The organism is Streptomyces sp. NPDC036984, assembly GCF_055607665.1.
The window spans coordinates 1-13,803 of the sequence record NZ_JBVJRL010000042.1; the positions used below are offsets into that span (position 1 = coordinate 1).

7 protein-coding genes are annotated in these 13,803 nt (G+C 68.1%); 4 read left to right on the forward strand and 3 right to left on the reverse strand.

What is annotated here, in order from left to right:
- Positions 1-53: 53 nt before the first annotated feature.
- Together ACZ7DL_RS38070 and ACZ7DL_RS38075 are read right to left on the reverse strand one after the other, a co-directional pair.
- Entirely contained in the window at positions 54-803 is a 750-nt protein-coding gene (locus tag ACZ7DL_RS38070; RefSeq protein ID WP_470781535.1) for a hypothetical protein, read from the reverse strand.
- A gap of 2 nt (positions 804-805) precedes the next feature.
- The gene (locus ACZ7DL_RS38075) at positions 806-1,060 is read right to left on the reverse strand and encodes a hypothetical protein (RefSeq protein WP_470781537.1); all 255 of its coding nucleotides are present in this window, start codon (positions 1,058-1,060) and stop codon (positions 806-808) included.
- A gap of 622 nt (positions 1,061-1,682) precedes the next feature.
- On the opposite strand from ACZ7DL_RS38075, the gene ACZ7DL_RS38080 reads away from it, so the two are divergent.
- From ACZ7DL_RS38080 to ACZ7DL_RS38095, 4 genes are read left to right on the forward strand one after another with little or no spacing between them, the layout of a single operon-like run.
- On the forward strand, positions 1,683-2,651 hold the full coding sequence (locus ACZ7DL_RS38080) for a hypothetical protein (RefSeq protein ID WP_470781539.1): 969 nt from the start codon (positions 1,683-1,685) through the stop codon (positions 2,649-2,651).
- The gene (locus tag ACZ7DL_RS38085) at positions 2,648-4,741 is read left to right on the forward strand and encodes a vWA-MoxR associated conflict system protein (protein WP_470781540.1); all 2,094 of its coding nucleotides are present in this window, start codon (positions 2,648-2,650) and stop codon (positions 4,739-4,741) included. Before ACZ7DL_RS38080 ends, ACZ7DL_RS38085 begins: the two co-directional genes overlap by 4 nt.
- Positions 4,738-5,748, forward strand: coding sequence for an AAA family ATPase (locus tag ACZ7DL_RS38090; protein ID WP_470781541.1), 1,011 nt, complete (start codon positions 4,738-4,740; stop codon positions 5,746-5,748). Before ACZ7DL_RS38085 ends, ACZ7DL_RS38090 begins: the two co-directional genes overlap by 4 nt.
- Positions 5,741-9,718, forward strand: a complete 3,978-nt coding sequence (locus tag ACZ7DL_RS38095; protein WP_470781542.1) for a DUF3427 domain-containing protein — start codon at positions 5,741-5,743, stop codon at positions 9,716-9,718. The genes ACZ7DL_RS38090 and ACZ7DL_RS38095 overlap by 8 nt, the downstream gene beginning before the upstream one ends.
- A 258-nt stretch (positions 9,719-9,976) precedes the next feature.
- On the opposite strand, the gene ACZ7DL_RS38100 is transcribed toward ACZ7DL_RS38095, so the two are convergent.
- Entirely contained in the window at positions 9,977-13,036 is a 3,060-nt protein-coding gene (locus ACZ7DL_RS38100) for a hypothetical protein (RefSeq protein WP_470781544.1), read from the reverse strand.
- Positions 13,037-13,803 lie beyond the last annotated feature (767 nt).

Here is a 13,803-nt window from a genome sequence, read left to right on the forward strand (position 1 = left end):
CGTCGTCGTCCGCACCGACCACGGCAACCACGTCGTCATCACGGCCGACCAACTCACCGACCCCGACTGGGAAGCCGATCCGGCCGTCTGCCAGGTGCGGCGCTTAATCTCTTCGTCGCGCTCGCAGCGTTCGAGGTACTCCTGCACGGCAGGGTCGGCGTCCGCACACACGTACCCTCCCCCTCGCCGGAGCGGCTCGGGCGGTCCTCGATACGGTCGAGGACCGCGTGCCACTGGGCGGCGTCCGCGAGGCTCACGTCGAAGGCTTTCAGGAGCGCGGACAGCTGCTCGTGGCTGGGCAGGACCTTCCCGTTCAGGATCAGGTGCGCTGTCGAACGCGGCACACGGTGCCCGTCGGCCTTGGTCCCCTGCTCGATGGTGCTGTAAGAGGGTCGGCCGGCCCGCAGGCGCAGCCGCGTCAGTTCCTGGCCCAGGGCAGCCGGGGTGCGGACCTGCCGGGTCCGTCGGCCCCGGCCGGACAGGTGGGGGCGGGCTTTCTCGATCGCGGCTGCCTTCCAAAGGCTCCGGGTTTTCGCTTCCCGCCACTGCGTCGAGTAGCTGCCGGGGTCGCCAGCAGCACAGGCATAGGCGAGGACGGTCTCGAGCGGGGGCAGGTGGGTGCCGCGGGCGGCCTGGCTGAGGGTGGAGGCTCCGCGGTACCCGGGCGTGTTCGGTGGGCCGGTGCGCTCGGACAGGGTGGCGTAGGTGGTACGGGTCTCGTCCTTGAGCTGGCGCAGGTACGCGGCGAGGACCCGTAGTCGGGGGTGGGCGCCGGCGGCGACGGGTTTGGTGGGGCGGCCCATCGTCACCGACTGCGGCGGCGGGAGGGCTTGGCGGGGTCGCTGGGGCGGGTCAGGTCGGCCACGGCGGCTGCCACCACGACCATTGCGGCCGGAACGGGTCGGTTGCCGGCGGCCAGTGCGGTCGATGCCAGGACGACCACGACGATGACCACGACCTCGGGGATGCCCAGCCGACTCGGCTGGGTGCGGGCGGGGAGGTGGGTGGCGCAGGACGCTGATGGCTCGGGGCTGGCGGCGGGCAGGGACAGGGCGGACATGAGCAACTCCAGGCACGTAGGGGTACGGCACCCAACTCGGGTGTCATGGGGTGTGATTGGTGCGGGGTCGTATCCCGCTGTCGATGCGTCAATGGTGCCCTCGCCGAGGCTCTCGCTGCCAGTCTGATCGGCGCCCGTTCAGGCCGACGTGTTCGCCGTCCTGAAACGCGGATACCTCGTTCGTCCCTGCTCAGACCCTCTGGAAAATAGAGTTAACCCGAAACCGTCCAGGGCCTGAGCCGTCCCGGGTGCAGCTGGCCGAGGCCGTGTTCGTCTTCTTGCATGCGCCTTCGGACTGCCCGCGGTTCTGTGGGATGTGTGTCTGTCGACGCGGCTGGCTGGCAACCGCCGCGCCCCGGGAACCGTAGCCATCTCTGCTGCCCCCGCTGCCCGGAGTCGTCAACACCCACTGACTGGGGCTGGAGTTGGACCAGTGTCGGGGCGCAGGCGGCGGCGCGAGGCTTGCAAGCGCCACGGCGGTCACGTTCTCCGCAGCGTTCGCGACCGGTCGCGTCGACCAGCTGTCAGAATCGTGTTCCTCATGCGCGGCGCTTCAAGTACCGTCCTTGGCCCCGCACAAGGCAGGATGGCCTTCGCACAGTAAGGCCGGGGGAGGCTCGTGGTGGGGACAGCGAAGCCGCAGCTCGTGTTCGTTCACGGGATCGGCGGACTCCGCAACGCGGAGGCGGAACGACAGCAGTGGCTCCGAGCGTTGGCCACCGGCGTGCGGGCCGCCGGACGGGCGGAGTTAGTCTCGGCGCTCACCCAAGGCTGGCTGGCGGATGTGCGTTTCGCTGATTACAGCGATCTGTTCAACACCCAGGGAGCTCAGGGAGGCGCGCTGAGCGGTGAGTTGGACCCGTCCGACGAGCAGGTGCTCTCCGGCATGTTGGAAGCGATGGTGGATGAGCTCGCCGAGCAGTTTCCACCGGATACCGATACGCGCGACGCCAGGGTCATCGAACAGGCCCGCCACCATCTCGGCGCGCTCTCATCCGGCAGCCGGACGCAGGGCGTGGGCGAGTTCGCACGGCGACTGGTCTGGGTGACCACGACGCTGCTGCAGCTGCCCGGTCTTCGCCAAGGTGCGCAGTGGGTGAATGGTCAGGCGTTCGCGCTGCATCTCTCCCAAGTCGCACGCTACTTGAACCGACACGGTGACAGAGCTGCTCTGGGCTCGTCCATCCGCTCCCGGGTGTTGGAGGGACTGGATCCTGCTCGTTCGCTCGTGGTGGTCTCACACTCCCTGGGCACCGTTGTGGCCTACGAAGCCCTGCACGAGTATGAGGGCCCGATCGCACTGTGGGTGACGCTTGGTTCCCCTCTCGCGCTCGGCGGCATGGTCCTGCAGCGTTTGGTGCCGCGACCGCCGTCCTGCCCGGAAGAGGTGGGGGCGTGGCACAACTTCTGGGACCGAAACGACGTCGTGGTGGGACGTCCACGGCTGGCGGACTGGATCGCGCCGAGCAGCAGGGGGGTGAAGGCGCAGACCGCGCCCGTGAAGTCCGGTGGGGTGTGGACCCATACGGCTATCAAGTACCTGGAGCACGCGGAGGTGGCCGGGCCGATCGTGGGGGCTCTTCTGCCGTGAAGGGCCGCGTCACATCAGCGGTATCCCGTCATGTGCTGGTGGTCGGCGCCCAGTGCAGGGGCGCGGAGGAACTGCCGGGCTTAGAAGAAGCGGCGCGCCGTCTTCACAGGACGCTGGTGGACCCGGATCTCGGTGCCTGTCTGGACCGTGGTGAGGGCGAAACAGGGTCATTGCTCGTGGGCACCGCCCTGGGCAAAGCGGTTGTCGAGAAGGCCCTCGCCGCTGCAGTCGGCCGGGCGAAGGAGGACGGCGGCCCGCTCGTTCTGGCGATGCTGGGCCATGGAATAGGTGGCTGCGGTGGCCCGCTGTACTTCGTCACCTCGGGCAGCACGCAGGACGGAGCGATTCACCAACTGGATGTGGCCTCCACGATCGGTGCGGTGACGAACGAGCCCGGACTCGGTGGTCTGATAGCCGTCGTCGACACCTGCCACGCGGCCGCCGCGCTTGTGAGTCCGCAGTCTGTGACGGCCGGGCTCCAGCAGGGCAGTCTGCGTCTGTCGGTTCTCTTCGCCGCGTCCGCTCATCTGCCGGCATGGGACATGAATCTGAGTGTCCAACTTGCCGAACTGCTGGAGAGCGGGGTGGCGAATGCAGGGGAGTTCTTGGCCGTCGACGCCCAGTTGATCAAGGAACTGCGCAGCCGTATCCGCACCCAGGAGCCCGGCGGCTTCGTGTTCGACGGCGCTCCTGTGTCCGGTGAATCGCTGTGGCTGGCCCACAACGTCCAGGCCGCCGTGCGACGCTCCGCCAGCTCTCTCGGTTCCGTGGCGTACGAGAGGTTGCATAAGCTGCTGCGCCCGATGGAAGGCACGGAAGGCATCCACAGCAGGGAACAGCTCACGCACTGGCTCGGCGGGCTGGGGCAGGACCATTTTGGCCACCCCGCCGTCCAACGCATCCTGGAGTTCGATCGCGATCTGGGCCTCTGCTCTTCCGCCGTCGCCGTTCTTGAGGAGACCTTCGGGAGCGCTCTGACCGACGACTTGCTCCGCAAGGCGGCGGCACGCGCCCGATTCCCGCTGGAGGTGGTGGTCCGGGTGCCCTGCCCTTCCCTGCGTGACCTGGTGGAGCACGCGGTCCTCGACCAATCGGCCGTCTCCCCCGCAGGACAGCGCCGGACGCTGGTACATTTCGTCGCCGCCCTTGCCCACCTGATCAGTCCAGAGGATGTTCTTCCGCGGCAACTGACCGCCTGGGCGGCCAAATCGGGTGCTGCCGCCGCTCTGAACAGTCGGCTGAAAGAACTGCGCGGGACGACACCCCGTCTGGTCCTGGTGGTCGCCGACGATGGCGGTGAGGACGTCGTCCGTGTGGACGCATCGCTTCTCTTCGGCTCGGCCGTGGTGCACACCGCAGAATTCCCGTGCGAGCCCGGGCCGCGCGCCCTGGTGTCCGCACTGGATGAGGCCCGCCTGTGGGCTTTGTCCTGGCTGGGGGCAGCGGGCGAGCGGCTGGTGCCGGTCGATGTGTCGGTCCCGACCTCCCTGCTGCTGGATTCCCCGCCGGAGGAATGGCGAGTGGTCCGCGGCAAACGCATGCTGGGCGTCGACTACGACGTCACGACCCGCTGGTCGGGGCTACTCACACCCCCGCCCGGTGTCCCCCTCGACGACATGCTGCACGCCGGCAGCCAGTTGCTGTCCTCCTTGCAGACCAGGGCTCAAGCCGGCCCGTCGTGGCTCGACTCCGATGATCTCAGGAGCGTTGAGACGCTGCAGGAGTTACTCAGCCGTCGTCGTACGGGCGGCTGCGTATGGGGAGTGAGCACTCTGCCGGAGAAGGACTTCGACCTCATGCTGGAGGAACTCCTCATCCACACCCCGGCCTTGATCTGGCCCCGGCGTGGGAGCGTCCCCGACACGCGGGCGCTTCAGGATGCGGTCGCGGAGCACTGGCAGTCGCTGCCGAAGAAACTCGTCCGCGCCTTCCAGGAGCAGTTGGAGAACAGCCTTGGTGAGGGCGTTCCCGGTCATCTGGCTGACATCCGTACGACATGGCACGACGCGCACTGGCAGGACTTCTGCCAACGACGCGCCGGGCGGGCGGTCGTCGCCCCACAAGACGTGACGCCGAAGGAGCAAGCATGAACTGGACGCCGTACTACACGGGTACGGGGAGCATCCCCGAGCAGCCTCAGACGCTGCCTCCCCCGCCTCCGTGGCGCGCGCCGACGGGCAAGGCCAGCGCGCCAGGCCCGGCGCAGTCACCTTCCCCGGCAAGCACCTACCGGGCGGACCCCGGACTGGTCGACGCGGTCAATGCCGCGCTCCATCTGCGTCGGCCCCTGCTGCTGACCGGGCCGGCCGGCTCCGGGAAGTCCTCCGTCATCGAGCAGATCGCCGCCGAACTCGGGCTCGGGAGTGTGCTGCGCTGGCACATCACCTCCCGCAGCACCCTCGCCGACGCGCTCTACCGCTACGACGCCCTGGGCCGCATCCACGCCTACAACCTCCGCGCCATTGACCGTCCCGCCGCTTCCAGGAACGGGCGGGCTGCGCGCCGCGCCATCCGTGCCGCGCGCGACGGCATCGGGGACTTCGTCCAACTTGGCCCTCTCGGGACTGCCTTGCTGCCCGGCGGCCTCCCCCGCGCCCTGTTGATTGACGAGATCGACAAGAGCGATCTCGACCTACCGAGCGACCTCCTCGACGTTCTGGAACGCGGTCGCTTCGAGATTCCCGAACTTGCCCGACACTCAAGGAGCCGAGTCACCGTCCGCACCGCCGATCCGGGCACCCGGCATGACATCGACAACGGCCTGGTGGAGTGCGAGGAGTTTCCAGTCATCGTCCTCACCAGCAACGGGGAACGTGACTTTCCCGCCCCCTTTCTGCGGCGCTGTGTGCGGTTCGACATGCCCGTTCTCACGGTCTCGACCCTCACCAGCATCGTCGAGGCCCACTTGGAGAGGGCCGAGGAAGACACCACCCATACCCTGGTCAACGCTTTCGTGGACCGGCTGAACCGCGGTGAGAACCTCGCCGTCGACCAGTTGCTGAGCGCCGTCCATCTCCTGCGCGGCAACCGCATCCAGGACGACCAGCAGCGGACGCGGCTGCAGGAGCTGCTGCTCCAAGGGCTCGGGCGTGGCTGAGAACCGGGCCGCACGGCTGCTGGCCGCCCTGGCCCACGCCGACCTGGGCGACCTCAGCGACAGCGCGAAGGGAGACATCCAGGAGACCCTCGACGCTCTTCTTCTCGCCGCCGCCAGATCCGGCGCCAGCCGGATTGGTGATATGGCCACTGATCCGCCTCCGGCCGCCAAGGAGACATCTCCCAACGCGTCCCTCCTGCCCGAACCGGAAACCGACGACTCCTGCGATGATCCGCCGGCCCCTGAACCCGGTTCAGACACAGGCGATCTTGGCGCCGCCGATGTCTGGCTGAAGGACGACAACGGCAGCCACTCGATCCCCGGCAGTCCTCTGAGCATCGGCCGCGCCCCAGCCCTGCCGAACGCTCTCGACATCGGCCGCGCCCTGCGTCCGCTGCGCCGCTTCCGGCCGTCCCAGGTTCACCGGCGTCTCGACCTGGACACCACCATCGATCACTACACCCAAACCGGTGTGCTCGTCCCCCAGCTCACGCCTGCCGCAGAGCTCTGGCTGGAGGTCGTTGTGGTTGTGGACCGCGGCACCTCCATGGCCGTCTGGGACGAGACCTCACTCGCACTCACCAAGGTGCTGCGCACCCTGTCCGCCTTCCGCAGCGTCCACGTATGGCATATCGAGCATCCGCCGCAGGCCGAACCTGTACTCCGCAACCACCACGGCCGGCTCCTCCCCATGGACCCGTCCGACCCCCGACATATCCAGCCGACCCACCGGCTCCTGCTCGTCGTTTCCGACTGCGCAGCTCCCGCCTGGCGCCAGAACGACCTGTGGCAGACGCTCCACACGTGGGGTCGGACAGCCCCCGTGGCCTTGATCAACCCGCTTCCCAAACGCCTCTGGCAACGCTCCGGTCTCGACCTGCCGCGGACCACCGCAACCGCCTCCGTCCCGGCATCCCCCGGACGGCTCCTCTCCTACCGCCGTCCCCGCCTCTTCCGCGACGACGCCCCAGGGACACAGCCCTGGCAGGCATTGCCCGTGCTGCCAGTGGATGCCCACCAGATCCTCACCTGGGCACGCGCCATGATGCGTACCGACCCGAGCGGCTGCGAGGCCGTCCTCGTGCCGGCCTCAGGGCGCGTGCCCTCCAGGAACCGCAGTCCACGATCGAGTGCCACCTCGCCCGATGCGCCGGTGACCGACACACAAGTCTCAGCCGCGGCAGAGGCCTTCACGGACAACCTGCGCTCCCCCGCCGTCCGACTGGCGATCGCCGCCTCGTCACTCGACGTGTTCACACTCCCCGTTCTCGACGTGCTCCGTGAGAGCATCGTTCCCGACGCCGCCCTGGCCGACACCGCGGAGTTCCTCACCGCCGGCCTGCTCACAGCGACCCGGCACCAGGACGCAGACATCGTGTACCGGTTCCACCCGGCCGCTGCGGAACATCTGCGCGGGCTGCTGAACCGCGACCAGGTGTGGGACACCCACTTCGCCCTCACCGAGCATCTCGCAGCCCACCCTCAGGCCCCGCACGGAATCGTCGCCGCACTTTACTCACCCACGAGCCAGGAAATGCTGCCCACCGGGCTCCAGCCTGTCGCCCAAGCGGCTGCGGCAACGGCGCGGCTCCTCGGGCTCGAGTCCACCGAGCCTCGCTCCGGCCCCGACGAACAGGCCAGCCTCCCGGTCGAGTCCTCCAATGGCGAGAACGACGACACCCGGCAGGCTCCTGCCCCAGCTATCCCAGACGATCCCCCAGAGCCGGAACTGGACAGGGAGGTCGCCCCGGACGGCCCCCAGATCGACGGGGCGGTCATGTTGCATGTCCACCAGCGCGACATGCTTGATCGTCTGCACGCCGAGCGCGAGATCCACGGCCGGCACCGCAACCTCCTCGTCGCTCCCCCCGGCACCGGCAAGACTTTCATGGCCGCCTTCGACTACAAGCACCTGCGCGAGCAGCACCAGCGGGACCTGCGCCTTCTCTTTATCGCGGGCACCATGGAAGCACTGCACCAGGCGCACCGGACCTACCAAGGCGTCCTCATGACGCCAGGGTTCGGAGAGCGCCTGTACAGCGGGGAGATCCCGGGGCGTTGGAATCATGTGTTCGCCACTTGGCACTCCCTCGAACGGGTCCCGGACGAGCTGCCACCCGATCACTTCGATGTGATCGTCGTCGACGAGTTCCACGGGGCAGGATCGCCGGCTTTCGCCAACGTCCTGGAGCGCTTCGCGCCTATGGAGTTGCTCGGCCTCTCGTCGGCTCCCGAGCGGACGGACGGCCCGAGCATCCACGATGCGTTCTTCGACGGTCGTATCGCTGCAGAGATGCGGCTTCGGGACGCGCTGGCCAGTGATCTCCTGTGCCCCCTCCACTACTTCGGCATTGCAGACGGCACCGACCTTCAACCACTGGGCTGGAAGCAGGGAACGTACGACGCGGCTTCACTGAAAGCCGTGCTGACCGGCGACGACGCACGAGCGCGGCTGGTCGTCAACGCTATCCGGGACACGGTCCCTGATGTGAAGGCCATGCGAGCCGTGGGCTTCTGCGTGTCCGTAGCACACGCCGAATTCATGGCTCAGTTCTTCCGCTCCGCCGGCTTCCACGCCATGGCCCTCACGTCGGCGACTCCCGCGGCAGAGCGTGAGGGAGCACTTTCCTCCCTCAGGAACGGCGACTTGCAGGTCATCTTCAGCGTCGAAATGCTCAGCCACGGCTTCAGCATCCCTGAGGTGGACACACTGCTCCTCCTACGCCCAACGTCGAGCGGCGTGCGGTTCCTGCAGCAGCTGGGTGTCGGCCTTGCTCGCTCCCCGGGCAAGCGGGTACTCACCGTGCTCGACTTCATCGGGCACCACCGAAAGGAGTTCCGCCTCGACATCCAGTTCCGGGCTATGACGCATCTGACCGGCAAACGGCTGCTCGACCACGTCGAGCGCGACTTCCCCCGACTCCCCAGCGGCTGCATGATCAGCCTTGACGAGAAGGCCAGGATTCTCGTCATCGAAAACCTCCGGCAGCAGATGCGGAGCACCGTCACCGACACGGCACGCGAAATTGCCCAGTACGGAGAGCTGGGCCTGAGGCCATACCTGCAGCAGAGCGGGCGGGAACTCACGGACCTCTACCGCGGCGACGGCACCTGGACCGGGTTCCTACGCCGTGCCGGTGTGCTTGAAGGCGAAGCTCCCGAAGGAGAGACGGCGCTGCTCAAACGGGTGCGTTCCTTTCTCCATGTGGACGACCCGGAACGCGTGCAGGCCTACACCCGGATGCTGGAGGACGACGCTCCCCTCTACAACGATCTCGACAAGCGAGGCCAGGCGTACGCTCGGATGCTCTTCTTCCAGCTATGGCCCCGCGGAGGCGCTGAGCACGCGGGGGCCAAGGGCTACGAAGAGGGATTCGCGACTCTGCACCCACAGCAAGCGGTGCGGAGCGAGCTGCGTCAGGTACTGGCACACAACCTGGAAAACGCCGAGCGCGTTCCGATCCCTCTGACCGGAATCGGCGATGGGCACAGCGTCCCTCTCACTATCCATTCTTCATACACCCGTGCGGAGATGTTGTCGGCGCTCGGACTGGCCCAAGTCGGTGGCCTCGCCCCGGCCAGCTTCGCTCAAGGAGTTGCGTGGTGCGAATCCGTGAAGACTGACGCGCTGTTCATCACGTTAGAGAAGAACGACGAACCAGTCTTCTCGCCCCAAGGCCGCCTGCGAGACTACGCGTTGAGCAAGACACTGTTCCATTGGGAGTCCCAGAGCGCCACTTCCGAGACCTCAACCACAGGGCTGCGGTACCGGAACCACGTCGAGATGGGTACCAGCGTGCTTCTCTTCATACGCCAGTACAGGAGCAGCGACATCGGGGGCACTCAGCCCTGGGTCTTTCTCGGGCCTGCCGAGTACGTCGGGCACACAGGCAGCAGGCCGATGGCCATCCGGTGGAAGCTGAGGCACGAACTCCCTGCGGACGTCTGGTCCTACGCCGGCATTTCTTGATCTGAGACGCAGCCCCGCAAGGACGCGGCTGGCTTCCCGGCCTGGGGCCCTTTCCGAGCTGAAGGAACTACGCGACCACCAGGGCGGCCCAGCACCGGTGCTGGGCCGCGGCCTCGGCAACCGCGGGCGCCTGGGGGCCGCCGCGGACAGGTTTTCTGGCGTCGGCCCCCGGGGTCACAGTGAACCGCCCCGGTTCACAGCGCCCTTGGATCAGTGCCGAGGGCGAACATGGTCACGTCTGTCTCCGGGGGAAGCAGGTCAGGCACGTCCTCGATCAGGGGTCGTGTCACCTTCCGGGGCCGACCAGCCGAACGGGTCCATGTGCTCGATGTCGTCCGTCCAGTAGCCGTACCGCTCACCGAGTACCGACAGCAGTGCCTGAGGGTCGAGCGGGCCGGGGCGGACTGCGAGGCCGAGGCCGCGCGCGGTGCTCACCGCAGCCACGGACAGGTGTGAGCGCAGGGCACGTTCGGTGAATGCCTCTGCAGGAACAGGCGGGGCGTCGGGACGCTCGGGGGCCTGCATGGCGGCGAGGATGCGAGCTCGGTGTTCCCGGGAATCGCCCGGGGAGGGACGCAGGCCCTGCTGCTGGGCGCGATGGTTCCCGGCGGCGTTGGCGATGGCGGTCAGCAGGTGCCAGTCGCGCCATCCTTCCTGCCTCAACTGCGTCGCTGTACGCCGGAAGCCGGGGTCCGCGGCCAGGCGGAGAAGGGTGTAGCGCACGATGGGGAGCAGGTTGGCATAGCGGTTGCGGACGGTGTCGAGGGCTGTCTCGTGCTCGTAGCCGGGCCCAGGCCCGGTCCGGGCCGGCAGGGCAGTCGGTTTCGCCTGGCCGCGCGGCGTGCCTGCTCCGACGGCCGGGTCGGCGAGCGCAGCCATCGTCTGGTAGTCGTCGGCCCTCAGGAAGTCGGCCAGTTCGTCGTAGGGGCGGCCGACGAAGAGCTTGTGCCAGAGTCCGCCAGCGAGCGCCTGCTCGACGAGGTGCATGAATGCCTCGTCGGAGAGCAGCGACTGGGAGAGCACCACCTTGACCAGGGCGGTGAGCAGACGGGACGGTTCTGTTTCCAGGTCAGCGGAGGCAGTTGTGGGCAGGCGCAGCCTCCGCCGGTTGGTGTCCCGGTCGGAGCTCTGGTCGCAGACGGCGGGCTGGTCGTGGGGCAGGGTGGCGTCTGCGCGGATCTCGACGCTCAGACTGCCGGGCAGGAACAGCGGGTCTCCTACGGCGAGTTCGCCGAGGAACACCTGGAGTGCTGCGGTGTAGCGTTCCGCAGCCAGCACCGACAGCCGGTCGTTCGGGCAGGTGATCTCCCAGTCGACGCCGAGCGCGTTCCAGGCATAACGGCGTGTGGGACCGGCGTCGCTGAAGGGCCGTCCCGCACCGTGTGCATCAGCCTCCTCGGCGTACGCCTCTTCGGTTGTGGTGGGGATGTCGGCGGTCGGGGCGAGCATCTCGTCGATGATGGTGTCGATACCCACCGAGGCGGTGATCGCGCGGAGCAGGGGGACGAAGCCGGGGCGCACCGCGCTGGCCACGCGCAGGGTGAGCGCCTGGTCGGCCATCATCTCCCAGACGTAGGGGTAGCGTTCGTTGTTGTACGGCTCGTCGCAGTAGTCGGTTTGTGCCATGAGGCCGATGCAGAACAGGCGGGTGGCGGAGATCCAGTTTCCGGCCTGGCGGTCGTACTGGGCGGCATGGATGATGCCGCGTGGGACGAAGCAGCTGAGCTCGGGGTTAGGCGCGGACTTCGCGGCGGTGGCGGCTGCGAGCGCGTACTGCTTGGCGGCGATGGGTAAGCCGAGTTCGCTGTAGAGGCGCGCGCACAGCAGCAGCATGATCAGGCCGCCCTCGAGGGTGTCGCCGCGCAGCCAGTTGGCCCTGGCTTCGTGGATCTCCTGGAGTGCTTGCGGGATACGGCCGCTCTTGATCAGAGCGTGGCCCCGGGACTGGGCGCGTTCGCCGCGTGCACTCTGGCCGGTGACCCGGTCGGTTGCCTGATCGAGCAGGTCACGGACCTCCCGGTACAGCGGGTGGTCCACCAGTACGGGGGTGAGGTAGTCGAAGAGGTCTGCGGTGTGCTCGATGGGGAACAGCGGTGCGTTGTCCAGGTGGTGGCCGAGCCGGAGCAGGATGTTCATGGCGGTGTCGAGGTCCGTGAGCGGCGGCCGCGCCTGGAGAGCAGGTACCGGTTCACCGGCTTCCACCGCTTCGAGGACGGATGCGGTGACCTCCGCGACGGTCGGCAGGTCCTCGGGCACGGATTCGAGGTCGGCGGTCATGTCGGTGTGCAGGGCTAGGCGGGCCCGCATGGCCAGCAGATGGGCCATGGCGTTGGCCGGCGGGCCCGCGTCCAGCAGGCGGTCGGTCTTGTCGGCCAGCAGGCGCTGCCAGCCGCACAAGTCGTCCGCGGTCAGCGCGGTGAGATTGCGCAACAGTGCCCCGAATCCGTATCCGAGGAGCACGACGGCGTCCTCGAGGATTCCCGGGTCGGTGAGGGTGTCGTCGGCGGTGACCGTGTCGAAGAAATCGCGGGCCAGTTGGTCCGCCGGGCGCATGTCGCCGAGGCCGCGCAGGGTTGCCACGACGATCTCGTAGCGGGCCCGCAGAGCGGTGTGGTCCCCCGCAGCGGCGGCCAGCAGGGCACGTGTGTGGCCGATCCATTCCGGCAGATCGGCCCGGGCCTCGTCGTGGAAGGTGGCGTGGCGCAGCGGGCCCCGCAGGTCCACCAGGTCGCCCAGGGTGCGGGCCGGCTCGTCGTTGGCCTGCCATCGCCGGCGGGCTTCGGCATACCAGTCGGGCAGTTCACCGGCTCCGTCCGGGCGCGGTGGAGTGAGGTCGGAGGGCAGGTGGAGGTACTGGACGGCAAGGTAGAACAGGTCGTAGTCGGCGAGGTGGAGGGCGAGGGCGGCCGCGTCCCAGATCTCCAGGTCGACCTGGTGCGTCCGAGCGGCTTCGTCGATCAGGTCGTGCCGCTTCCCGGTGGGCACGGCGGTCACCGTGAAGTAGATGACGCGGTCAACGGGGGTGCCCTGCCCGCAGATCGATGCCAGGTCCTTTCGGATCTTGCCGGGGATGTCGGTGCTTTGGATGGTGCAGGCCATCACCACCCGCTGGGTGGAGGCCAGCGACGCGAACAGGGACGTGCCGGGCAGCTCCCGGGGGATGTTGCTCCAGTGGCTTTCGGCGTCCCGGCCCTGGTCCCCGCCACTACTGACGGGCCCGGTCGCTGGCAGCAGATTGCTGGTGATCCTGCGGCGGGCCAGGCCCAGGCACAGGGCCTCGAACTCGTGGTGGCTGTTGCTCTCGCCAAGGGTGCTCAAGGCGAAGCGGATACGCTTCTCGAGCTGAACGGCATCGTCACTCACGAACGTTCCCTCTGGTCTCACTGCCGCAGTTACGCACGACCAGTGTCCAGTACCCGACTGACATCCTGGGGCCATGCACGCGTCCGCGGTGCTGAGTGAACACGGGTTCAGCCGCTGGACGCGTGCTCATGCGCGTCACGTTCCGGAGCCCCCTGGGGGCGAAGCATCGACAACGCGCGGTGCGCGAGGATGGGGTCATGGCTGACAACCCCGCTGCCCCTGGCACCCACCCGCTGCAGATCCCTGCGCGGATCCACGCAGTGGGGCCTGGCTGACGAGGGCTGCTGGAGCGTCTACATGAACAGATCCGCGCGGCCTTTCCCGGCTACCGCCTGCTCGATCTCAAAGAGAAACTCGGCGGCCTGCGCGTCTACCTGGAAGGGCCACCGGGCAGCGGCGACAGGCTGAGGAGCCTGATCACGACCGCCGAGGAGGAAGCGGAGCGCACCTGTGAGTTCTGCAGCGCGCCCGGCCGTATCCGCACCCGCGACGACTGGCCGGAAGGATGGCGCAAGAGCGTGTGCGAAGCCTGCCACGGCGACTGGTCAGCACGTCGGATCATGATCGTTTGTGGTGTGGTGCACGGCCGCGGGTGAGGCCACCAGCCCGGCGGCGTCCCGGGAAGGCGGTTTGACCGGGCGCGCCTGCGCACCTGTCCTGCCGCGTCACAAGCCACCGGTCGGGGCATCGCCGTGCTTCGGCGTCTGCGGTGCATACTGACT

Bases quoted from the DNA above. Each gene is read 5' to 3' on its own strand.
- ACZ7DL_RS38070 (WP_470781535.1), bottom strand. From the start codon at position 803: ATGGGCCGCCCCACCAAACCCGTCGCCGCCGGCGCCCACCCCCGACTA.
- ACZ7DL_RS38075 (WP_470781537.1), bottom strand. From the start codon at position 1,060: ATGTCCGCCCTGTCCCTGCCCGCCGCCAGCCCCGAGCCATCAGCGTCC.
- ACZ7DL_RS38090 (WP_470781541.1), top strand. From the start codon at position 4,738: ATGAACTGGACGCCGTACTACACGGGTACGGGGAGCATCCCCGAGCAG.